At 71.6% G+C, this 20,368-nt stretch carries 18 protein-coding genes and 1 pseudogene; 10 read left to right on the top strand and 9 right to left on the bottom strand.

What is annotated here, in order from left to right:
• Both VFX99_RS02550 and VFX99_RS02545 read left to right on the top strand, forming a co-directional pair.
• A partial coding sequence (locus VFX99_RS02550) for a glycosyl transferase (RefSeq protein WP_329664749.1) occupies positions 1–1,963 on the top strand: 1,963 nt, incomplete at its 5' end.
• Positions 1,960–3,378: a DUF5719 family protein gene (locus tag VFX99_RS02545; protein WP_329664748.1), complete on the top strand. Its 1,419-nt coding sequence runs from the start codon at positions 1,960–1,962 to the stop codon at positions 3,376–3,378. The genes VFX99_RS02550 and VFX99_RS02545, both read left to right, overlap by 4 nt.
• 101 nt (positions 3,379–3,479) lie before the next feature.
• On the opposite strand, the gene VFX99_RS02540 is transcribed toward VFX99_RS02545, so the two are convergent.
• Positions 3,480–3,920: a metallopeptidase family protein gene (locus VFX99_RS02540; RefSeq protein ID WP_329664747.1), complete on the bottom strand. Its 441-nt coding sequence runs from the start codon at positions 3,918–3,920 to the stop codon at positions 3,480–3,482.
• A 92-nt stretch (positions 3,921–4,012) separates the two neighbouring features.
• Here VFX99_RS02540 and VFX99_RS02535 point away from each other — a divergent pair, with 92 nt between their 5' ends.
• On the top strand, positions 4,013–4,222 hold the full coding sequence (locus VFX99_RS02535; protein WP_257502896.1) for a DUF3499 domain-containing protein: 210 nt from the start codon (positions 4,013–4,015) through the stop codon (positions 4,220–4,222).
• Positions 4,223–4,277: 55 nt separating this feature from the next.
• Complete coding sequence (gene ahcY / locus VFX99_RS02530) at positions 4,278–5,744, top strand: adenosylhomocysteinase (RefSeq protein WP_329664746.1); 1,467 nt, start codon at positions 4,278–4,280, stop codon at positions 5,742–5,744.
• Positions 5,745–5,762: 18 nt separating this feature from the next.
• Here ahcY and VFX99_RS02525 read toward each other — a convergent pair whose 3' ends face one another.
• On the bottom strand, positions 5,763–6,623 hold the full coding sequence (locus VFX99_RS02525) for an RDD family protein (protein WP_329664745.1): 861 nt from the start codon (positions 6,621–6,623) through the stop codon (positions 5,763–5,765).
• 16 nt (positions 6,624–6,639) lie between these two features.
• On the opposite strand from VFX99_RS02525, the gene VFX99_RS02520 reads away from it, so the two are divergent.
• Entirely contained in the window at positions 6,640–7,635 is a 996-nt protein-coding gene (locus tag VFX99_RS02520; protein WP_329664744.1) for a stage II sporulation protein M, read from the top strand.
• Between the two features lie 85 nt (positions 7,636–7,720).
• Here the strand turns inward: VFX99_RS02520 and VFX99_RS02515 are convergent, their stop codons facing one another.
• The 6 genes from VFX99_RS02515 to VFX99_RS02490 all read right to left on the bottom strand — a co-directional run bounded on the left by VFX99_RS02515 (position 7,721) and on the right by VFX99_RS02490 (position 14,298).
• Complete coding sequence (locus VFX99_RS02515; RefSeq protein ID WP_329664743.1) at positions 7,721–8,545, bottom strand: aquaporin; 825 nt, start codon at positions 8,543–8,545, stop codon at positions 7,721–7,723.
• A gap of 166 nt (positions 8,546–8,711) precedes the next feature.
• Complete coding sequence (locus VFX99_RS02510) at positions 8,712–10,013, bottom strand: DUF58 domain-containing protein (protein ID WP_329664742.1); 1,302 nt, start codon at positions 10,011–10,013, stop codon at positions 8,712–8,714.
• 31 nt (positions 10,014–10,044) lie between these two features.
• On the bottom strand, positions 10,045–11,049 hold the full coding sequence (locus VFX99_RS02505) for a MoxR family ATPase (protein WP_329664741.1): 1,005 nt from the start codon (positions 11,047–11,049) through the stop codon (positions 10,045–10,047).
• Positions 11,046–12,230, bottom strand: coding sequence for a DUF4350 domain-containing protein (locus tag VFX99_RS02500; protein WP_329664740.1), 1,185 nt, complete (start codon positions 12,228–12,230; stop codon positions 11,046–11,048). Before VFX99_RS02500 ends, VFX99_RS02505 begins: the two co-directional genes overlap by 4 nt.
• The gene (locus VFX99_RS02495) at positions 12,227–12,904 is read right to left on the bottom strand and encodes a DUF4129 domain-containing protein (protein ID WP_329664739.1); all 678 of its coding nucleotides are present in this window, start codon (positions 12,902–12,904) and stop codon (positions 12,227–12,229) included. Before VFX99_RS02495 ends, VFX99_RS02500 begins: the two co-directional genes overlap by 4 nt.
• A complete protein-coding gene (locus VFX99_RS02490; RefSeq protein WP_329664738.1) occupies positions 12,895–14,298 on the bottom strand; it encodes a glycerophosphoryl diester phosphodiesterase membrane domain-containing protein in 1,404 nt (467 codons plus the stop codon). Before VFX99_RS02490 ends, VFX99_RS02495 begins: the two co-directional genes overlap by 10 nt.
• 166 nt (positions 14,299–14,464) lie before the next feature.
• On the opposite strand from VFX99_RS02490, the gene mtrA reads away from it, so the two are divergent.
• The 5 genes from mtrA (at position 14,465) to hpf (ending at position 20,085) form a co-directional block, all read left to right on the top strand.
• Positions 14,465–15,145: an MtrAB system response regulator MtrA gene (gene mtrA / locus VFX99_RS02485; RefSeq protein WP_329664737.1), complete on the top strand. Its 681-nt coding sequence runs from the start codon at positions 14,465–14,467 to the stop codon at positions 15,143–15,145.
• A gap of 7 nt (positions 15,146–15,152) precedes the next feature.
• The gene (mtrB, locus tag VFX99_RS02480) at positions 15,153–16,856 is read left to right on the top strand and encodes an MtrAB system histidine kinase MtrB (protein WP_329664736.1); all 1,704 of its coding nucleotides are present in this window, start codon (positions 15,153–15,155) and stop codon (positions 16,854–16,856) included.
• Entirely contained in the window at positions 16,853–18,538 is a 1,686-nt protein-coding gene (locus VFX99_RS02475; RefSeq protein ID WP_329664735.1) for an LpqB family beta-propeller domain-containing protein, read from the top strand. The genes mtrB and VFX99_RS02475 overlap by 4 nt, the downstream gene beginning before the upstream one ends.
• A 102-nt stretch (positions 18,539–18,640) precedes the next feature.
• Positions 18,641–19,318 carry a ComF family protein gene (locus VFX99_RS02470; RefSeq protein ID WP_329664734.1) on the top strand — a complete coding sequence of 226 codons (678 nt, stop codon included), beginning with the start codon at positions 18,641–18,643 and terminating at the stop codon, positions 19,316–19,318.
• A 110-nt stretch (positions 19,319–19,428) separates the two neighbouring features.
• On the top strand, positions 19,429–20,085 hold the full coding sequence (hpf, locus tag VFX99_RS02465) for a ribosome hibernation-promoting factor, HPF/YfiA family (protein ID WP_329664733.1): 657 nt from the start codon (positions 19,429–19,431) through the stop codon (positions 20,083–20,085).
• 89 nt (positions 20,086–20,174) lie between these two features.
• Here hpf and VFX99_RS02460 read toward each other — a convergent pair.
• A pseudogene (locus VFX99_RS02460) lies at positions 20,175–20,368 on the bottom strand (hypothetical protein); the annotation flags it as partial.

The following is a 20,368-nucleotide window of genomic DNA, read 5'->3' as shown; positions in this document are numbered from 1 at the left end:
CGCCCTGGTCGGAGTCGCTTCCGTCGCGCGGGCCCGCGGGCGCATCCGTGCCTCTCGGACCACGTCGTGGGCCCAGCTCGCGCCCCTGCGGGTGTCGCGACGGGAACTGCGCGAGCAGCTCGACGACGACGCGGACTCGACGGGCCCCACGCGTCGCGGTGAGCTGCGGTTCTTCACAGGCGGCGGGGCGTGGCTCGTTCTGGGTGCCGTCGTCGGGTCGATCGCCGCCTTCCCTGCGCTGACGGCGTGGCCGGTGCTCGGTGGCGGTGGAATGCAGCCGCTCGCGGCCGACGCGGTCCAGCTGTGGGCGGATGCCGCGTACGGGCTGCGTGCATCGGGCCTGGACACGATCGGACCGGCGGATCCGTTCGCCGCGATCCTGGCCCTCCTGGGCAGCTTCTCGCCCGCCGAGCCGTCGCGCGCTCTGGTGGTGCTGTGGCTCGCGGCTCTGCCGCTGGCGGCACTGGGCGGATGGTTCGCGTCGACTCGGGTGACCGAGCGCTCCCTGCTCCGCTTCGCGGGCGGAGCGGTGTGGGCGCTGGCTCCGACGCTGCTGATCGCGCTCACTCAGGGGCGGCCGAGTGCGGTGATCGCCCACCTTCTGCTGCCGTGGCTGTTCTACGCCGGATCGGTCGCGAACCGGTCGTGGGTCGGGTCCGGTGCGGCATCCCTGCTCCTGGTCGCCGTGCTCGCGTGCGCGCCGTCCCTCGCACCCGCGCTCGTGGTGGTGTGGGCCGGCACGCTCGTGGTCACGGTGGTCCTCCGCCGCGGACGGGGGGTTGCACGGCTGATCTGGGTGATCGTGCCGACCTTGCTGTTCGCCGCGCCGCTGGTCTGGCACCAGCTTCGCACGGGCAACGCGTGGGGACTCCTGGGAGACCCGGGCCTGCCGTGGGTCGGCCCGCAGGTCGGCGCCGATGCGGCGGGTCGAGCGCTCCTCGCCGCGGGCATCCCCACCCCCGACCTGGTCGGCTGGGTCGACTTGGCGCCCGGGCTGCCGACCTGGTGGGTTCCGCTGCTGGCTGCACCGGTCGCGATCCTCGCGCTCCTCGCGCCCCTCACCCAGCGGTGGGCCGCCGGGATCGCGCTGCTGGTCATCGCCGCGCTGGGCATCGCGACCGCATTCGCCGCGGTGGGCGTCTCCGTCGCCTTCGCGCAGTCGCTGATCGTGCCGCTGTGGCCGGGCGCGGGACTCAGCCTGGCCTGGCTCGGAGCGCTCGGCGGTGCGCTCGTGACGCTCGACATCGGACTCGCTCCGCGACTCGCCACTGCCCGGACCATCGCCGCCGTCGCGGTGATGCTGGCGGTCGCGGTCCTGGCGCTGCCGAGCCTGACCGCGACGGCGCGCGGAACGGCCCTGCTCACGAACGGCCCGGCGAGCACGCTGCCCGCCTACGTCAGCGCGGCGGGGCGCGAGGACCCCGATGTCGGAACCATCATCCTGACGCCGCAGAACGACGGTGGGGTCTCATCCCGGATCGTCTGGGGCGGCAGCGAGACGCTGAACGGCCAGGCCACGATCATCTCGACCCGAGCGGAGCAGACCGCAGCGGACAGGGAGGTCGCGGCCCTCACCGCGAACCTGGTGACATCGGCCGCCGACGACGTGGTGGGCCGACTCGCCGCAGAGGGCGTCGGCTTCGTACTGCTTGCCCCGGCGGGTGCGCCCGAGTCGGACATCGCCCGCGCCTTCCGGCTTTCGGCGACCACCGCACTGGACCAGCGAGACGAACTGGACGCGGTCGGCGAGACGGTCAAGGGCGCCCTGTGGCGGGTCACGCAGCCCGTTGAGACGAGAGCCGGGGCTCCGGCATCCGTGCTCGACTTCGCCCGCCTGATCGCACTCGCGCAATTGGCCGCTGTCGCCGTCGCGCTGCTGCTGGCCATTCCGACGGCCGCATCACGACGCGAAGCCCGGCGAACCCCCCGGGTCATCGGTCCGCACTGGCAGGAGGGCCGATGAGCGATCGCCGCACATTCCGCTGGGCGACGACCAGCACGCGTCTGCTCGCAGGCACGCTCGTCGCGATCGGTTTCGTCGTCGCCGTCGTGACCGCGGTCTCCGTGCCGTGGCCGACGCTCGCCCGCGAACCGGTCGCCATCGCCGCCGCACCGGCGCCCTCCGCAAGCGTTCTGGTCTGCACCGGCGGGCTGCTCGCACTCGGCCGTGAGCTGGACGACGTCGGACGCGTCGTCACGGCCGCGCCGCAGACCGTGATCAGCGGCGTCGAGCAGGGCGATCCCGAACCGACCGCCGCCCCGCTGATTCCGCCGACCGCCGACGGCACGGCGCCTGCGACCACCGTGGTGGCGGAGCCGGCCGACGGTGCGCGGACCGATGTGGCGGCATCCGGATCCTCCACCGTGGTGGCGGACGACCTGAGGGGATTCGCGGCGTCGGCGTGTCGCCCCCCGCTGATGGAGTCGTGGCTGATCGGCGGCTCGGCCACGACCGGCGCGGCGGACCTCGTCCTGCTCGCGAACCCGGGTGCGGTGCCGGCGACCGTTCAGCTCACCGTCTACGGCGCCTCCGGCGCGCAGGTGCCGGCCGGTGGCAGCGATCTGATCGTCGCCCCCGCGACCCAGATCGTGGTGCCATTGGCCGGGTTGCAGCTCGGCGAGGAGAGCCCCGTCATCCGGGTGACCGCGACGGGCGCGCCGGTCCAAGCCGCGCTGCAGGCCAGTATCACGCGCACGCTCGTGCCCGGCGGGATCGACCAGGTCGGCGCGATCGCCGTGCCCGACATCGTCCAGATGGTGCCGGGTGTGACCGTGACCCAGAACCCCGGTGCCGACGCGGCGCCGGGTGCCGCGACCGTCGTACGGATTCTGTCGCCGGGGGCCGACGCGACTGCGACCGTCACCGCATCCGCCGTCGGGACCGCTCAGCCCGTCACCGCGCCGACGACGGTGCCGCTGGCCGCAGGCATTCCGACCGAGGTCGAGCTCGGCGGGCTGGCGGCAGGGCAGTACACGATCGTCGTCGACGCCGACACCCCGGTGCTCGCGGCGGTCTGGCAGACGACCGGCTTCGGCGAGGGCTCGGACTTCGCGTGGTACACCGCCGCACCGCCCGTCGAGGCGACGAGCCTGTTCGCCACACCGCCCGGCCCGACGCCGGTCCTGACGGTCGCGAACCCGACCGCCGAGGCGGTGACCGTCTCCGTCGGTGCGGTGGACGGAACCTTCACCGACGAGGTGGCCGTCGGCGCCGGCGAGAGTGCATCGGTCCGGCTCGTCGCACGAAGCGTGTTCCTGCTCGACGCCGGCGGAGCGCGGGTCCACGCAGGCCTGTCCCTGAGCGGCGACGGCGCACTCGCGGGCTTCCCGGTCTGGCCGTCGGATGCGGCGGCCCAGCGGATCACGGTCTACCCGTAGAAGGCGGAAGCGCAGGTCCCGAAACGCCGCCTGCGACGGCTACTCGACCTTGACACGCAGTCGCATCAACGCGAGGTGCGCGCGCATGGGTCCGACTCGTGTCAAAAATACCGGAAGCGCTCCGGACCGAGGTCCCATGGATCGCGGTCGAGGTACTCCGCAGCCGCCCGGAAGACGCTGCCCTCGACGAGGATGCGGCGATGCAGGTCGTCGTCGCGGTGCAGGTGACTGAGTCGCTCGATGGGCAGTCGGTAGAGGATGATCCGCTTCTCGTCGGTCATCACCCGCCACCGGGGGATGCCGTCATCGTCGGCTGCAGGGGGCATGTCGCCGACTTCGAAGCTCACGTCGCGCAGCTCCGGCCACGCCGAGCGCAGGAACTCGGCGGCGGTGCCCACGGCGAGGTCGAACCGGTCGACGCGCGTCTCGAGCGGTGGCAGCGGGGGGCGCACGATCGGGCTGCGCCCCTCGCGGCCATGGCGACCGTGTCGCGCAGGCCGGCGCGGCGGAGCGGCCGGTTCCTTGCTCCGTCGCCATGCCATGCGTCCATCCTAGAGGCGGGGCCGTGCGCGGTTGCCGGGCCGGCGGCGCGGCATCCCGGTGGGAGAGGCGGTGCTGGATACCGTTGACCACGATGCGCCAGAGACTCTGCTCGAAGGTGGGATGCGCCCGAGAGGCGGTCTCCACATTGACGTACGACTACCCCGACCAGATGGCGGCGCTCGGTCCGCTGGGAGCCGGCGGCGACCCGCACGCGCACGATCTGTGCGCGATCCACACCGATCGGCTCTCGATGCCGCGCGGCTGGGTCGTGGTCCGCCACGAGACGATCGCCCAGCGCTGAGCCTCTCGCGGCCCGGCATTACCTCGGTGCTCGACCGGTCTGGAAGAATAGCCGGATGAGCACTGACCTGAGCGCCCCCGCCGTCCTCGAGTACCGCGTCGCAGACCTCGGCCTGGCCGAGGCGGGACGTCACCAGATCCGCCTGGCGGAGAACGAGATGCCGGGCCTGATGGCGCTGCGCGACGAGTTCGGCGCTTCGCAGCCGCTCGCCGGTGCGCGCATCGCCGGATCGCTGCATATGACGGTGCAGACCGCGGTGCTCATCGAGACCCTGGTGGCGCTCGGCGCGCAGGTGCGCTGGGCCAGCTGCAACATCTTCTCGACTCAGGACGAGGCGGCGGCTGCCGTCGCGGTCGGTCCGACCGGCTCGGTCGACCAGCCCGCGGGCGTGCCGGTGTTCGCCTGGAAGGGCGAGACGCTCGAGGAGTACTGGGCGTGCACCGATCGGATCTTCGACTGGTCGACCGAGGGGTTCGCGGGTCCGAACCTCATTCTCGACGACGGTGGTGACGCGACCCTCCTGGTGCACAAGGGAGTCGAGTTCGAGCGCGAAGGCGCTGTTCCGGATGCTGCGGACGACGACGCGCACGAGTACCGCGTGATCCTCGACACCCTGCGCGAGAGCCTCGCCCGCGACGGTCAGAGGTTCACCCGGATCGCCGAGGGGCTGATCGGCGTCACGGAGGAGACCACCACCGGCGTCCACCGCCTGTACGAGCTCGCCGCAGCCGGCGAACTGCTGTTCCCCGGCATCAACGTCAACGACTCGGTCACGAAGTCGAAGTTCGACAACAAGTACGGCATCCGGCACTCCCTGCCCGACGGCCTCAACCGCGCGACCGACGTGCTCATGGGTGGGAAGACCGCGTTCGTGGTCGGCTACGGCGACGTCGGCAAGGGCGCGGCCGAGGCGCTGCGCGGGCAGGGCGCACGCGTGATCGTCGGCGAGGTCGACCCGATCTGTGCGCTGCAGGCGGCGATGGACGGCTTCCAGGTCGCACGACTCGACCGCTTGATCGGCGAAATCGACATCGTCGTGACCGGGACCGGCAACAAGAACGTCGTCACGGTCGAGCACCTGCTGGGCCTCAAGCACCTCGCGATCGTGGCCAACGTCGGCCACTTCGACAACGAGATCGACATGGCCGGGCTGGAATCGCTTCCCGGCGCCGAGGCGGTCGAGATCAAGCCGCAGGTCCACGAGTGGCGGCTGCCGACGGGCCGCAGCGTGCTGGTGCTCAGCGAGGGACGCCTGATGAACCTCGGCAATGCCACGGGACATCCGTCCTTCGTCATGAGCGCATCGTTCACGAATCAGGTGCTCGCCCAGCTCGAGCTGTACACGAACATCGAGGCGTACCCGGTCGGCGTCTACACGCTGCCGAAGTCACTCGACGAGAAGGTCGCGCGTCTACACCTCGCGGCGCTCGGCGTCGAGCTCACCGAGCTGACCCCCGACCAGGCGTCCTACATCGGCGTCCCGGTGGCCGGGCCTTACAAGCTCGACCACTACCGGTACTGATTCACCGCACTCAGGCGTTCAGCGCGCCGGAAACCCGCGCGGAGTCGCCGACGCGGCGGCCGTGAGCGCGGCGACCCGCTGTTCTTCGAGCTGCAGTGCGCGAAGTTCGCGATCGCGTCGGACGGCGACGACCGCGCGCAGGAACGTCTCCCCGTCCACGGCGGGCACGGGGGAGACGTGCGCAGCGGTCTCGGTCGCGAGGGACGCTGCGAGCCGCGCCCGCGCCGGCGGCTGCATCGCGTCGGCATTCTGTGCGAACTGCGCGATCCGGCGCGAGAGCCGATCGGGAAGGCGCGCCACGTCCGCGACGGACGCCCAAGCGGCGAGCGGTGCCGGAACGGAAGGCGCCGGCGACGGGAGTGCCGGGGTGCGGGTGCGTTCGGAGTACGTCCCGGCCATGAGGTCGCCCAGCCGCTGGGCGCGGGGCGTGAAGGCACCGACGAGGGCGGCGATCGCGCCGAGGGTGAGCCATATTTCGAGCACCCCCACGAGGGCGCGGATGAACGACTGCCGGAAGCCCGTGGCGCCGCCGTCCGTGCGGACGATCCGACCGCCCACTGCCAGCTTGCCGAGGCTGCGGCCGCGGGTCATGGTTTCGACCACCGTGGGGATCACCACCGTGACCGTGACCAGGACGGTGATGAAGAGGATCGGCAGAGCTCCGGCATCCAGCACGCTCTCGCCGATCAGCCAGGAGGTGACGAGTGCGAACAGCACGAGCACGGCCACGCCCAGGAGCACGTCGATCAGAGTGCCGAGTGCGCGAAGGAAGTATCCGACGGGCTGAACGTCCAGCGCGACGGCCTCGCCGGTGAGGATCTCGTCCTGTTGGATCTCCACGGCCCGGACCCGGGCGGCGGCAGCATCCTGAGCGGGCATGGGTACAGTAAACCAAATGGACCTCGACGCCCTGTCCGCCGCGCGACGAGACGAGTGGGCCCGCCTCGACGAGCTCAGTCGCACGCGTCGGCTCAGCGGATCGCAGGTCGACGAGCTCGTCACGAGATACCGGGCCGCGTCGGCCGACCTCGCCGACATCAAGACGTCCGCCGGGCGCACGGCTCAGGGAGACCACGTCTCGACCATGCTCGCTCGGGCGCGGCTGCGGCTGACGGGTGCGCCCGAGAACGTCGCGCGTCAGATCCCGCGCTTCTTCGCTCTGCAGCTGCCCGCGGCGCTGTATCGCGTGCGATGGACGACGCTGGTCATCGCCATCGCGTTCGTCGCAGTCGCCGTGATCGTCGCCTTCTGGGTCTCGGGCGATCCCGCGCTGGTGGCCGCGCTCGGCAGTCGAGCCGATCTCGAGTACTACGCCGAGAACAGCTTCACCGACTACTACAGCGAGAACCCGGCGGCGGTGTTCGCGGGCACCGTGTGGACGAACAACGCATGGATCGCCGCCCAGTGCGTGCTCTTCGGCATCACCGGCATCTGGCCCCTCATGGTCCTCGTCTCGAATGCCGTCGGCGTGGGCACCGCCGCGGCGATCATGCTGGCTTTCGATCGCGGGGACGTCTTCCTGCTGTTCATCCTTCCGCACGGGCTGCTCGAGCTCACCTCGGTCTTCGTCGCGGCCGCCGCCGGTCTGCACATCTTCTGGGCCTGGGTCGCCCCCGGACGACGCTCGCGGGCCGCGGCGCTCGCCGAGGCTGGACGCTCGCTCGCGACGATCGTCGTGGGCCTCATCCTCGCCCTGGCCGTGTCGGGCGCGATCGAGGGGTTCGTCACCGCTCAGCCGTGGCCGTGGCCGGTCAAGATCGGGATCGGCGCGACCGCGCTGGCGGCCTTCCTGGCGTACATGATCGTCATCGGCGGGCGCGCGCACCGGCGCGGCGAGACAGGCGATCTGACCGAGTACGAGGCCGGAACCCCGACGCTCGTCGCCGGTTGAGTCGGCGGCATCCGGGACCGACGCCCGTGAGCGAGAAGGGACCGGCCGCCGCAGCGACCGGCCCCTCCCGGAGCGTTCAGGGTCGTCAGGCCCGCTTCCTGCCGTCCTTCGTGCTGTCGAACAGCGCCCGGTACGCGAACCCGGCGATGAGCCCGCCGACGATGGGGAACACGATGAACACCCACAGCTGGCCCAGCGCGACCGGACCGCCGTACACGGCCGACGCGATCGAGCGCGCCGGGTTCACCGACGCGTTGTCGATGGGGATGATCGCGAGGTGGATGAGCACCAGCGTCAGCCCGATGACCAGCCCCGCGAACTGGGTGCCGCGCGTGACGTGGGTGGTGCCGAGGATGACGATCACGAACAGCGCGGTGAAGAGCACCTCGACGATGATCGCGGCGCCGAGACCGAAGTTCGCAGGGGAAGCGTCGCCGAATCCGTTGCTGGCGAAGCCGCCGTCCTGGGCGCGGCTCAGCCAGCCGTCCGGTCCGAAGAGTCCGACGAGGACCACGAGTGTGGTCGCCACCAGGCCGCCGACGACCTGGGCGATGATGTAAGGCAGCACACCCCGCCACGGGAAGCGGCCGGCTGCGGCGAGGCCGAGGGTGACGGCCGGGTTGAAGTGGCCGCCCGAGATCGGACCGAACGCGTAAGCGCCGGCGATGACGGTGATGCCGACCGCGAGCGAGACTCCGAGGAAGCCGACTCCGAGCGAGGTGCCGTTGTCGCTCGCGCCGAAGTTCGCGGCGAAAAGCGCGGTGCTGATGACGCCGAGCACGAGCAGCAGCGTGCCGAACGCCTCGGCGACGAGGGTGGCCGCGGTCGAGGGTCCGCCGCCGGTCTCGGTCTCGGGAGTGTGTTCGAGCTCGGTCGGCTCGACAGGCTCTTCAGGGCGCGGGTCGGTCATGACTCGAGTCTCCTTCGGGGTAGTTTCCGGGCGGCGGGAATGGCCGTCGAGCGAGAGCTTAGGGCATCCTCAGCGAATTCCCAGGCAGGCGAACCGGCAGAGAACGCAGACCGTCACGGGGCGTCACGCGCCGTCCCGGACGCGGTGCGCCGGCCCGGATCGGCGTTCAGAGCCGCCCGGTCGCCTTGAGCTCGAGGTAGCGGTCGGCGATCCGCGGCGGCAGCGACTCCGGCGAGTCGGAGACCGCCTCGGCGCCCGCCCTGCCGATCGCTGCCGAGACCCGGGCGGCGTCGCGCGCCGCCCGCTCAGCGGCGGCGGCGAGATAGACAGCGGCGGCGTCGGAGCGTTCCGTGGAGGTCGGCTCGGTGTCCGTCACCGTGCCGACCAGGACGTGGGCGCGCCGCGACAGGCCCGGAAGCGAGCCCAGGAAGCCCCGCGCCGCCTCCGGGGCGTCTTGCGCCGTCAGGAGCACCACCAGCGACGGCCGCGACGTGATCGCGCGCACCTGAGCGAAGGCGGCGTCCCAATCCGTGTCGATCAGCTGCGGTTCGACGGGCGCCATGGCGTCGACGAGCGCGGGGAGGAGCGCGGGCCCGTCGATCCGGGTCACCCGAGCGCGGGTGACCCGATCGAACATCAGCAGGTGGGTGTGGTCGCCGGCGCGGCCGGCGAGGGCCGCAAGCAGGAGAGCCGCTTCCATCGCCGCATCCAGTCGGACCCCGTCGCCCACCCGCGCAGCGGCCGTGCGGCCCGTGTCGATCACGATCACGACATGCCGGTCGCGCTCCGGGCGCCAGGTGCGGAGCATCGTCGTGCCGGCGCGGGCGGTCGCTCTCCAGTCGATCGACCGGACGTCGTCGCCCCGGACGTACTCGCGGAGACTGTCGAACTCCGTTCCCTGACCGCGCACCTGCACGCTGGTGTTGCCGTCCAGCTCGCGCAGACGCGCGAGCCGCGAGGGCAGATGCCTGCGGGCGGTGAACGGCGGCAGCACGCGCAGCGCTCCGCGGGCCTGGATCCGGGTCTGCCTCCCGGCGAGGCGGAGGGGCCCGTCGGATCGGGCGACGACGAACTCCGAGCTGAGCTCGCCTCGACGACGCGGGAGCAGGGGCACCGGCACCGACCGGCGCTCACCTCCGGGGATGTCGATCAGGGGACGATCGCCTGGTGCTCCCGCCGTGGGCTGCCACGCGTCACGGATCCGTCCGCGCACCCGGCGGCTGCCGGCGTTGTGCAGCCACAGCTCCGTCTGGACCTGCTGACCCAGGAGTGCACGACCGGGCACCCGGCGCTGCACGCGGATGGCTCGCGGGTCGGCGGCGGCCGCTGCGTCTGCGAACGTGATCGCCGCGCACAGCACGATCCAGCCCGCGGCCGCGATCCATGGTTCCACGCCTGCGGAGGCCAGCAGCACGACAGGCACCGCGCCGAGGGCGACGAGGAGCGGGAGGCGGCCGGTGACGAACAAGGAGGTCCTTCGCGGGTGTGGTCGGGCTCGGTCAGATGGGAACGCGGGTCTGCTGCAGCACCGAGCCGAGGACGGCGTCGACCGAGACACCCTCCAGCTCGGCATCCGGGCGGAGGCGGATGCGGTGCCGCCACGTCGGCACGAGCATCGTCTGCACATGATCCGGGGTGATGGCGGGGTAGCCCCCCAACCAGGCCCAGGCCTTCGCGGACGCGAGCAGGGCGGTCGAGGCGCGGGGGCTGACGCCCAGCTGCACGGAAGGGCTGCGCCTCGTCGCCTGCGCCAGGTCGACGAGGTAGGCGAGCACGTCGTCGGCGACCGTCACGGATGCCGCGGCGCGCTGTGCCGCGCGGATCTGGGCGGCATCCACTGCCTGTCGCAGGCCGGCGGCGGCCAGGTCGCGGGGATCGAAGCCCTCCGCGTGGCGCCTCAGCACGGCGAGCTCGGCATCCCGCGGCGGGATGTCGACGATGAGCTTCAGCAGGAATCGATCCAGCTGAGCCTCCGGCAGCGTGTAGGTGCCCTCCTGCTCGATCGGGTTCTGTGTCGCGGCGACGAGGAAGGGGTCGGGAAGAGGGCGGGTCACGCCGTCGGTCGAGACCTGACGCTCCTCCATGGCCTCCAGCAGCGCGGCCTGGGTTTTGGGCGGTGTGCGGTTGATCTCGTCGGCCAGCACGACGTGGGTGAAGACCGGACCCGGCCTGAACTCGAATTCACCGGCACGAGCGTCGTACACCAGAGAGCCCGATACATCGCCGGGCATCAGGTCGGGCGTGAACTGGATCCGCTTGGTGTCCAGACCGAGCGCGCCGCTGAACGCGCGGACGAGAAGGGTCTTGGCGACGCCCGGAACGCCCTCGAGGAGCACGTGGCCGCGCGCCAGCAGGGCGATGAGCAGACCCGTCACGGTGCCGTCCTGGCCTACGACCGCCTTGCCGACTTCGATCCGCACGCGGTTCATCGCCTCGCGCAGTTCGGCGTCGTTCTGCGGAAGTACGGCGGCGGTCCTCGCGTCGCGCGGTGCGGCGTCGGTCATCGGGTGTTCCTTTCGGGACGCACGGCCGCATGCACGGCCGCCTCGAGAGCACGCAGGCGCTCGTCGAGTGCGACGAGGTCTGCGTCGGTGCGGGGGAGTTCGTCGATCAGGATGCCGTGAACGGCGCCCCGGTCCAGCCCGGCGCGGGCGGCGGCGGCGTCCGCGATCTCCGGTGCGGACGCGGATGGGCCCAGGCCGAGCAGCCGCCCGAGACGCGCGAGCGCGCCGATCCGCAGCTGATCGGCGGCGTGCAGCGCGTCGCGCGCGTGTGCGTACAGCCGAGCTCGACCCTCGGTCGTCTCGGCGGCGCGCACCATGACCGGCAGCCGCTCCGTCACGAGCGGACCGAAGCGCCTGCCTCGCCACACCGCCGCGGCGATGCCGGCGACCAGGAGCAGCACGATGACGGGGCTGACCCATGGCGGTGTGAGCTCGCCGAGGGTCGGGTCCGCGCCGGCGAGGTCGCTGTCGGCGACGGCGGGCATGTACCAGACGAGCGTCGGATGCCGCCCCAGCAGGTTCACGGCCAGCGCCGCGTTGCCCTGCTCGGCGAGGTGCTCGTTGGTGAACAGCGCACGACCGTCGACCGCCACAGTCCGCCGTCCGTCGACCTCGGCGATGAGCAGTCCGTAGGCACCGGCCGTGGGATAGCACGTATCGGTTTCCGGGCCCGGCTCGAAGATCGCACCGGCGGTGATCGCCCCGGCGCGCTCAGCGGCGGCGACGTCGCACGCGGGCTCGACGGCAGCGTCGGAAGCCACGCCGTGCGGGCTCGCGCCGGGAAGCAGAATGCGCAGGGTGCGCGCGCGAGGGTCGAGCACGACCACGTCGGTCGCGGCATCCGTCACGGCGGAGAGAGCGCCGTCGGAGAGATAGGGGGCGTCCGTCAGCGCGAGTGTGGCGTCCCCGCCGCCCAGAGCCGCATCAGCGGTGGCGCGGTCGCGCGCTATCACGACATCAATGCCGCGCTCGCGAAGGATCTCGGTCAGGGCGCGCGCGCCCGTCGGGCCGGCCGAATCGGGATCGAGCGCATCGCGCTGCGCCCACTGCCCGATGCCGCTCAGCGCCGCACCCGCGATGCCCACGACGACCAGCACCGCGCCGAGGACGATCCAGCTCGTCAGGCGACGCCTCCGGTCGGATTGAGGCGCCTCCGCCGGCGGGCTCTCGACGGAGGTCACGGCCGCGCTCCGGCGAATTCGGTCCCCAGCGGCCGGGTTGCGGCGATGGTGTCGTCGACGGCGGCGATGCGACGGTACAGCTCTTCGGTGCCCGGGCGGCGCAGGTAGCGCACGTCGTCGAACGCGGCGGCGGCTGACTCGAGGTCGGCGCCCGACGCCGGGAATGCGCGCGAGGCAGCACGTGCGAAGGCATGCACGGTCGCTCCCGGCGGGGCGTCTGCGGCGCCGCGCTCGACCACTCCTCGGGCGAGTGCTCGGAAGCGCAGCACGATGGCGGCGTCCCATTCGCTCCGAGCGGCGCATGAAGCCGCAGCGCGCCGCAGCTCGGCGGCGGTGCGCTGCTCATCGACCCCGAACAGCTCGACCGCACCTCGAGAGCGTGAGGTCGCGCGCGGGACGCCCCAGATGAGGACGGCCGCGAGGATCACGACCGCGAACAGGCCCGCGGCGAGCACGGCGACCCACGGCCCCCAGTCGCCGGAGAGCTGGACGGAGAAGAGCCGCTCGACGAACTCTCCGATCGCGCGGGCGATCCGATCCAGCGGCGTGGGTTCGGCGGCGGCATACGCCGGGTCGGTCAGCTCCTGTTCCGCCCACCTGCGCGCCTCATCGCCGTCCGGGGTGAGCGGCGGCGCGGTGGCGCTCAGGCGAAGGAGTGCGCCGACTACGACCACGGTGACTCGGGGTCGATCGATCCGGTCGGCGTGCCGGGCGCGGTCCAGCGCGTCGGCGCGGGGGGCTGCTCCGGGTCCGGCGCGAGCGCGGGTTCGGCCGAAGCAGGAGAACCGGCGTAGGGCGGGGGAGATGCAGGGCGAGATGATGGAGGCGGCGGGTAGGCCGGGTACGGCGCGGGTCCGCCCTGCAAGCCGGGGTGATTCGGCCCGTACGCCGCCGCGGGGGACGGGTAGCCCGGTGCCTGAGAGTAGCCGGGCGGGGCCGCAGGATGGCCAGGAGTCGGGTAGCCCTGACCAGGGTACGGCTGAGGGGAGGGGTAGCCGGGTGCGGGGTACACCGACGGCCGCGGCGCGATCTCGCGGCCGACGTTCTCACGGTAGGGATCCGGCAGGCCGACAGCCCCGGCATCCCTTCGTTCGATGTAGGTGAGCAGGTCGATGTCGAGACCTTCGCGGCGCATGCGGCAATCGATGTAGATGATCGAGGTCGCGGTGGCCTGCACCACCACGGCCACAGACTGGATGAGCAGCGTGACGACCTGGGTCAGGACGACCGCCACGAAGATCCCGATGATCGCCGCAGGCTCGGGGTCGCCGGTGGGGGTGATGATCGTCGTCAGCCCGGTGGAGAGGAAGGAGAACGGAATGCTCACCACCTGGCCCAGGCCGCCGAAGACCAGCGAGATCAGCACGATGACGCCGAGGGCCGGCCAGAAGCGGCCGCGGACGAGGGTCCACGAGCGGACGATCGCACCCCGAATTGTGGCCTGCTCGAGGATGATCGCCGCCGGCACGAGGAGCAGCTTGGTCGTCAGCCACAGGGTGAACGGGATGGCGGCGAGGAGGAACAGGATCGTCAGCGCGACGGCGATCGGCAGGGCGGCCACGCCCACCGCGATGATCGCGGCGGCCACGATCGCGATCAGCACCGCGACCGCGAGGGTCAGAAGCAGCGAGTAGCCGATGAGCCGCCACGCAACCGGCTTCACCCGCTGCCAGAGCCCGCGGAGGTTCAGCTTCTCGGCGACGGCGGCGTGCGCCACCTCGCTCACCACCACGCCCTGGACGATCACGCCGAGCGCTCCGGCGCCCAGGCCCAGCACGATGCCGGCGATCGCGGTCAGCGCGATCGAGCCGGCCATCACCGTGTCGAACTCCTCGGTCCCCGGGCGGAGTGTGTCGAGCCGGATGAACGAGGCGAGCGCGACTGCACCGACGCCGAGCAGGACGATGAGATAGGCGGCGGTCTGAACACACAGGGCGAACCCGAGCAGCACGCGCGGGTTCTGCCGCAGTGCGGCGAACGAGCGACCGAGGATGGTGCCGAACGTCAGCGGACGCAGCGGGATGATCCCGGGTCGGGATGCCGGCGTCCAGGCCGGATAGGCGGTCACGAGCCCTATCGTTTCACACCGATCCCGGCCGGTGCCGGTCGTTCGGCGGGCGTGCGGGGTTCGCTCGGCCTGTCCACAGGCGGTGTCCACTACTCTGTGGAGAGCGCATGGGGACGGCGCGACGGCCCACCGTGCCCCGGCGGACGCAAAGGACGAATCGCGCGAGATGACATCACGCATCCTGGTAGTCGACGATGACACCGCCCTCGCCGAGATGATCGGCATCGTGCTTCGCACCGAGGGATTCGAGACGGTGTTCTGCGCCGACGGCGCGAAGGCGGTCGACATCTGGCGCGCGGAGCGACCGGATCTGATCCTGCTCGACCTGATGCTCCCCGGCATGGACGGGATAGAGATCTGCAACCGCGTGCGTGCGGAATCGGGTGTGCCGATCATCATGCTCACCGCGCGTACCGACACCGCCGACGTGGTCAAGGGGCTCGAGTCGGGCGCCGATGACTACATCGTCAAGCCGTTCAACCCGAAAGAGCTCGTGGCGCGCATCCGCACCAGGCTCCGGCCGGCTTCGCAGCCGGTCAACGAGACTCTGCGCATCGGCGACCTCACGGTGGACGTCGCCGCGCACGAGGTGTGCCGCGACGACGCGCCCATCGCCTTGACCCCGCTGGAGTTCGAACTGCTGGTCGCGCTGGCTTCGAAGCCGCAGCAGGTCTTCTCCCGCGAGATGCTGCTCGAGCAGGTCTGGGGCTACCACTACAAGGCGGACACGCGGCTCGTGAACGTGCACGTCCAGCGCCTGCGGGCCAAGGTCGAGCAGGACCCCGACAACCCCAAGATCGTCACCACGGTGCGGGGCGTGGGCTACCGCGCCGGCGCCGTGGTGTGAGGCGCAGATGCCTCCCGCGAGGGCGGTCCCGGCATCCCGCCCCGCACTCTCGGCCTGGCGCGACTGGCGCTCCTGGCCGGACAGCCTCACGAACCTGTGGCGGAGGTCGCTGAGGTTCCGCACGATCCTGGTCACCCTCGCGCTCACCGCGCTGGCGATCCTGGTCGCGTGCATCTGGATGGCCCTCGCCATCCAGAACGATCTGTTCCAGGCGCGCAAGGACCAGGTCCTGGCGGACTCGCTGCGCGCCACCCAGGCGGCGCAGGAGACCCTCGATGCGGCGGCGGTCCAGGGCGACACCGTGCAGATCCAGAACCTCATGACCAGCGTGCGCACGACGCTGGTCGAGCGGTCCTCGACGGACATGATCGCGGCGTTCCGGATCGACCGGACCCCCTCCCAGCTGGCACCGCAGAACTTCACGACCCCAGGCCTGACGGAGGATGTCATCTCCGACGGCATGCACGAGGCGGTGCAGTCCGACGCCGACCAGCAGTGGTGGCAGTCGGTCGAGCTCCCGCTCGCCGACGGACCGGTCCCCGGCATCATCGTGGGGCAGCAGCTGATGGTTCCCGACGTCGGAGGCTACGAGCTGTACCTCGCGTACGACCTCGGCAGTGCCTCGCAGACCCTCGGCTTCGTGCAGACCACCCTGTGGATCGTGGGCATCGCGCTGGTGCTCCTGATCGGCGCGATCTCGTGGTTCGTCCTCCGCTCGGTCACCATCCCCATCGGCGAGGCCGCCGACACCAGCGCCAAGCTCGCTTCCGGCGAGCTCGGCGTGCGGCTGCCTGTGCGCGGCGAGGACGAGCTGGCGACGCTGGGCCGTTCGTTCAATGCGATGGCCGACAGCATCGAGTCGCAGATCAAGGAGCTCGCAGACCTGTCGCTCGTGCAGCAGCGGTTCGTCTCGGACGTTTCGCACGAGCTGCGCACTCCGCTGACGACGATCCGGCTCGCCGCCGACATGATCAATGATCAGCGCGCCGACTTCGACCCCGCCACGGCTCGGGCGGCAGAGCTGCTGAACGCGCAGGTGCAGCGTTTCGAGACCCTCCTCACCGACCTCCTCGAGATCAGCCGGTACGACGCCGGATCGGTGCAGCTCGAACTGGAGCCCACGAGCCTCGCCCACCTCGCGGAGGACGTCATCGGCTCGATGCACCAGCTCGCCGAGCAGCACGGCACCGACATCCGCCTCGTCGCGCCGGGCGGGTACTCACCGGTCGAGATGGACCCGCGGCGAGTGCGCCGGGTGGTGCGCAACCTCCTCGGCAACGCGATCGAGCACGGTGAGGGACGGCCCATCGTGATCACCGTGGACAGCAACCATCAAGCCGTTGCCCTCGGCGTGCGCGACTACGGCCTCGGCATGGCGCCCGAGGACGTCGAGCGCGTCTTCGATCGGTTCTGGCGCGCGGATCCGTCTCGCACCCGCACGATCGGAGGCACCGGCCTCGGACTGTCGATCGCCCTCGGGGACGCCCGTCTTCACGGTGGCGAGCTCGCAGTGTGGTCCGATCTCGGGCGAGGATCGAATTTCGTGCTGACCCTGCCGCGACAGGGCGGGCATCTCACCGGCCCCTCGCCGGTACCCGTCGATCCCGGCGACGAGTCGGTCTCCTCCGACGACCTCGGCCTCACTCAGCCGATCCCCGTCCTCACGATGGACGCGCAGTCGGATGCCGGGGCACGCGGGGGTTCTTCGTGAACCGCCGTCGCGGCATCCTGTCGGCGATCGTCGCCGTCGCGGCCCTCGTGCTCTCGGCGTGCGCGGGCCTGCCCGTCAGCGGCCCGGTCAACCCGGGGCTCGAAGCCGAGGTGGATGCCGGTGCCCCCGAGTTCCTGTTCCGCCCCGACGAGCCGCAGCGCGGCGCCACCCCGGAGCAGATCGTGGACGGCTTCATCCGTGCCGGATCGGGACCCGGTCCGGCGGCGAACTGGGACGTCGCCCGCATGTTCCTGGCACCGGCGATCAGGGAGACGTGGAAGCCCGAGGCCAGTGTCACGATCGACCTGCCGGACGACCGCCAGCCCGTCTCGCCGGTCGAAGGCGCGGTCGAGCTCTCGATTGTCGCCGTCGCGACCGTCGATCAGACCGGCGCGTACCAGCCTGCCGAGGCCGGGGTGACGCAGCTGTCCTTCCGGCTCGCGCAGCAGGAGAACGGCGAGTGGCGGATCACGGAGGCCCCCGACGGCGTCGTGATCGACCGCGATGTCTTCACCAACGTCTTCCACCGCTACTCGCTCATGTACTTCGACCCCACGTGGCAGTTCATGGTCCCGGATGTGCGCTGGTTCCCCACGACGAACGCCGCAACCCGCATCACCGGCGCGCTCGTCAACGGAGCGCCCAGCGCCTGGCTCGCAGACTCGGTGCGCAACTCCTTCCCGGAGGGAGTGACGCTCGCCCGTCCCTCCGTGCCGCTGGAGGCCGGCATCGCGCAGGTCGCCTTGAGCGGGGAGGCGCTTCTCGTCGAGTCCACAACGCTCGATCGCATGCAGACCCAGCTCACCGCGAGCCTTGCGACGGCAGGCGTCTCCGGGGCGCAGATGTCCGTCGCGTCGACGCCGCTGACGGCCGACCCGATATCGACCCGGTCCACGCGGGTCACCGGGCCGCCGCTGGTGGTCACCGAGGAGGGCTTCGGCTTCCTCGCGGGCGACGAGCTGACGCCCATCCCGGGACTGTCCGAGGCGATGGCGAACGTCTCGCCCGCGACGATCCAGGTCGCACCGGATCGTGACTACGCGGCGGTGCGGCTCGTCGACGGTTCCGTCGCGCGCGTGCCGGCGGAGGGCGGAGTCGCCGTCGTGGACACCCGCGCAGGACTCGTCGACCCCGGCGCCGACCCGTTCGGGTACGTCTGGAGCGTCCCCCGCGACCAGCCGTCCGAGCTCGCGGTATTCTCCGCGGCCGGGCAGCGGTTCGAAGTGGCGGATGCGTGGCCGGGCGCCAGCCAGGTCGTCGCGATGGCCGTATCGCGTGACGGCGCGCGGATCGCGGCGCTGGTCGTCGCCGGCGGGCGTCCGGAGGTCTGGATCGCCGGCATCGTGCGAGCCGACGACAACCTGCCCGCTCGGATCGGAGACCCGGTGCCGCTCGGCCTGCTGTCGGGTGCGGCATCCGGTCTGGCATGGCTGGACGACACCACCCTCGGGGTTCTGACCGGCGTGGCGTCCGGCCCGTTGTTCACCGAGCAGCTCGTCGGCGGTCCGGCCACCGCCACCGACGCGCCCGTCGGCGCTGCGTCGGTCGCCGGGGCCACCTCGATCTCGAGCGTCCGGCTGCGCGCCCAGGACGGCGCACTGTACGTCAAGCGCGGCGCGAACTGGCAGCGGACGACCAGCGGCATCCTGGTCCTGGCCACGCAGCAGGGCTCGCCGCAGTAGCCCTCTTCGGCCGACTCCTCCCCAGGCGGGATCGAACCGCGCGTGTCCACGGTCGCGGTGCGGTGCGCGAACGTGCGGCAGAGGCTGAGTCACGGTGGGTCGATGGACGCCGCACGATGGATCACCGCGACGCTGCGCGCCGCGCTCTCCGAGGCGCTGACCCTGGTCATGCCGATCGCGTGCGCGGGGTGCGACGAGCCCGACGTCGCCCTGTGCGAGGACTGCGCCGTGCAGCTGCGGCCGCGCGTTCGCAGGAGCACCACCGGCACCGTCGTATGGAGCGGCCTGCCGTTCGAGGGCGTTACCGCTCGGGTCGTACGGGCACTCAAGGAGGACGGTCGGACCGGCCTTGCGCGCAATCTCGCGCCCGCGCTGCGATCCGCCGTCGCAGCGGCGCAGGCGGCGGCATCCTTCCCGTCCGCACCGTCGCGTGACCTCATCATCGTGCCGATCCCCACCTCGCGGGCGGCGTACCGGCGTCGGGGCTATCGGGTCGTGGAACTCGTCGCGCGACGGTCGGGCATGCGCTGCGCACGACTGCTGACCGTCGCGCGCGCGACCGCCGATCAGCGCGGTCTGGACCGGTCGGCGCGTCGCCGCAACGTGGCGCACTCGCTCGCCGCGCGCGGCGCCGCGGGTCTGCGTGTGCTGGTGATCGACGACGTCGTGACGACGGGTGCCACCCTCGAAGAGGCGGTTCGGGCGCTGCGTGCAGGAGGGGCCGAGGTGGTCGGTGCGGCGACGATCGCGGCGACTCCGCGCCACGGCGGGCGGACGTGAAGCATTCCAAACTCACAGGTGACAGGGGGATGGTGCCGGGATAGCGTTGGAACGACAAGGCGACTCAGGGTCCGCCCTTGGCCGGGTGGACCGGAACAAGGAGGTCAAGGATGGAAACCAGCATCGTCGGCGTGGGAGTGGGTATCACCGACCGCTTTCGCTCGGTCGTCGAAGACAAGGCCGCCCGCATAGAGCACCTTGCACCACGCGCGCAGCGCGTGGACATCAAAGTGACCCACCGTGCCTACCACAACGGCCGGATGGAGGACGACACGGTCGAGCTCACGCTCACCGGAAAAGGTCCTCTCGTCCGCGCCGAGGCGACGGATGCCGACAAGTTCGCCGCCCTGGACATGGCGGTCGACAAGCTGTGCGAGCAGCTCCGGCGCGCGAAGGACAAGCGCGTGGACGCCCGCAACCACCCCCGCGGAGCGAAGTTCGAGAAGGGCAGCGGTGAGCTGTCCGGCATCGACGTGCAGCCGGCGTCCCTCGACGTCATCCGCGCCGTCGCGACCGGCGAGATCCCGATCATCACGGGCAACGAGGACGAGGCCGACTACACGCCGGTCGTCATCCGCACGAAGGAGTTCGAGCCCGAGTGGATGGCCGTGGAGGAGGCGGTCGACCGGATGGAACTGGTCGGCCACGACTTCTTCCTGTTCATCGACGCCCGCACCGACCACCCGAGCGTCGTGTACCGGCGCAAGGGATGGGACTACGGCGTGATCTCGCTGACGACGCAGACCGCACCGGTGGCCGTCGCATAGACCGCCACCGCGCACGACGAACGGGATGCCTCGGCCGAGGCATCCCGTTCGTCTTTCTCTGCGCGCGGCCCGGCGTCTCCGTGCCCGGCTCAGCCCTCGAAGAAGTCGCCGAGCAGGCTCCCGATCACGAGGCCGCCCAGGATGCCGCCCATTCCGTCGCTCATGCCGCCGCGGCGCCCGCCGTACTGCGGACCGCCCCAGCCGGGATCCTGCGGCCGGGACGAGTCGATGTCGCGCTGCGCGAGCTGGAGAGCCTCGCTGGCGAGGGCGCCGGCACGGCGGG

The sequence above is a fragment of the Microbacterium sp. genome, from assembly GCF_036277215.1.
GTDB lineage: Bacteria > Actinomycetota > Actinomycetes > Actinomycetales > Microbacteriaceae > Microbacterium.
This window is presented reverse-complemented; position numbering and strand designations above follow the sequence as displayed.

Bases quoted from the DNA above. Each gene is read 5' to 3' on its own strand.
- VFX99_RS02545 (WP_329664748.1), top strand. From the start codon at position 1,960: ATGAGCGATCGCCGCACATTCCGCTGGGCGACGACCAGCACGCGTCTG.
- VFX99_RS02540 (WP_329664747.1), bottom strand. From the start codon at position 3,920: ATGGCATGGCGACGGAGCAAGGAACCGGCCGCTCCGCCGCGCCGGCCT.
- VFX99_RS02535 (WP_257502896.1), top strand. From the start codon at position 4,013: ATGCGCCAGAGACTCTGCTCGAAGGTGGGATGCGCCCGAGAGGCGGTC.
- ahcY (WP_329664746.1), top strand. From the start codon at position 4,278: ATGAGCACTGACCTGAGCGCCCCCGCCGTCCTCGAGTACCGCGTCGCA.
- VFX99_RS02525 (WP_329664745.1), bottom strand. From the start codon at position 6,623: ATGCCCGCTCAGGATGCTGCCGCCGCCCGGGTCCGGGCCGTGGAGATC.
- VFX99_RS02520 (WP_329664744.1), top strand. From the start codon at position 6,640: ATGGACCTCGACGCCCTGTCCGCCGCGCGACGAGACGAGTGGGCCCGC.
- VFX99_RS02515 (WP_329664743.1), bottom strand. From the start codon at position 8,545: ATGACCGACCCGCGCCCTGAAGAGCCTGTCGAGCCGACCGAGCTCGAA.
- VFX99_RS02505 (WP_329664741.1), bottom strand. From the start codon at position 11,049: ATGACCGACGCCGCACCGCGCGACGCGAGGACCGCCGCCGTACTTCCG.
- mtrA (WP_329664737.1), top strand. From the start codon at position 14,465: ATGACATCACGCATCCTGGTAGTCGACGATGACACCGCCCTCGCCGAG.
- mtrB (WP_329664736.1), top strand. From the start codon at position 15,153: ATGCCTCCCGCGAGGGCGGTCCCGGCATCCCGCCCCGCACTCTCGGCC.
- VFX99_RS02470 (WP_329664734.1), top strand. From the start codon at position 18,641: ATGGACGCCGCACGATGGATCACCGCGACGCTGCGCGCCGCGCTCTCC.
- hpf (WP_329664733.1), top strand. From the start codon at position 19,429: ATGGAAACCAGCATCGTCGGCGTGGGAGTGGGTATCACCGACCGCTTT.